This window comes from Salinicola sp. MH3R3-1, from assembly GCF_001937155.1.
GTDB classification, from domain to species: Bacteria; Pseudomonadota; Gammaproteobacteria; order Pseudomonadales; family Halomonadaceae; genus Salinicola; species Salinicola halophyticus.
Map to the genome: position 1 here is coordinate 1 of NZ_MSDP01000111.1, position 570 is coordinate 570.

At 65.8% G+C, this 570-nt stretch carries 1 protein-coding gene; it reads right to left on the bottom strand.

Annotation, left to right across the window (positions count from 1 at the left end; genetic code table 11):
* Positions 1-570: Ig-like domain-containing protein (locus BTW08_RS18610; protein WP_139313733.1), on the bottom strand; the 570-nt coding region annotated here is incomplete at both ends.

The following is a 570-nucleotide window of genomic DNA, read 5'->3' on the forward strand; positions in this document are numbered from 1 at the left end:
GGGTAACGTTCTGCCGCGATTCGGCGGCATTGATGACGTCATCACCGGCCACGGTGTTGAGGCTGATCGAGACGCTCGGCGCGACGGTGTCGACGCCATAGCTGCCGGCGGTATTGGCGCTGCCGGTATTGCCCGCCGCGTCGGTGTGGCTGACCACTGCGCTGACGCTGGTGTTGCTCGCCAGCTGTGAGCCCGGCACGTTGATCGAGAACGTGCCGTCGGCCTTGAGCGTGCCGGTGTAGGTTTGATTGCCGACCGTCAGCGTCACGCGATCGCCGCTGGCGTATTCGCCGCTGACCTGGCCGCTCACCGGGATCGATTGGTTGGCTTCGGCCGCGTTGACGATATTGTCACCGGCGATGGTGTCCAGCGTGATCCCGAGCGTCGGCGCGGCGGTATCGACGCCGTAGGCGTGCGTCGTCGTTGCCGTGCCGGTATTACCGGCGGCGTCGGTGTGAGACACGGATGCACGGATGCTGTCGGTGCCAGCATTCGCCAGCACCGTTCCCGGTACCGCCACGCTGAAGATGCCATTGGCCCCAACCGTCGTGGTGTAGTTCTGGCCGCCCA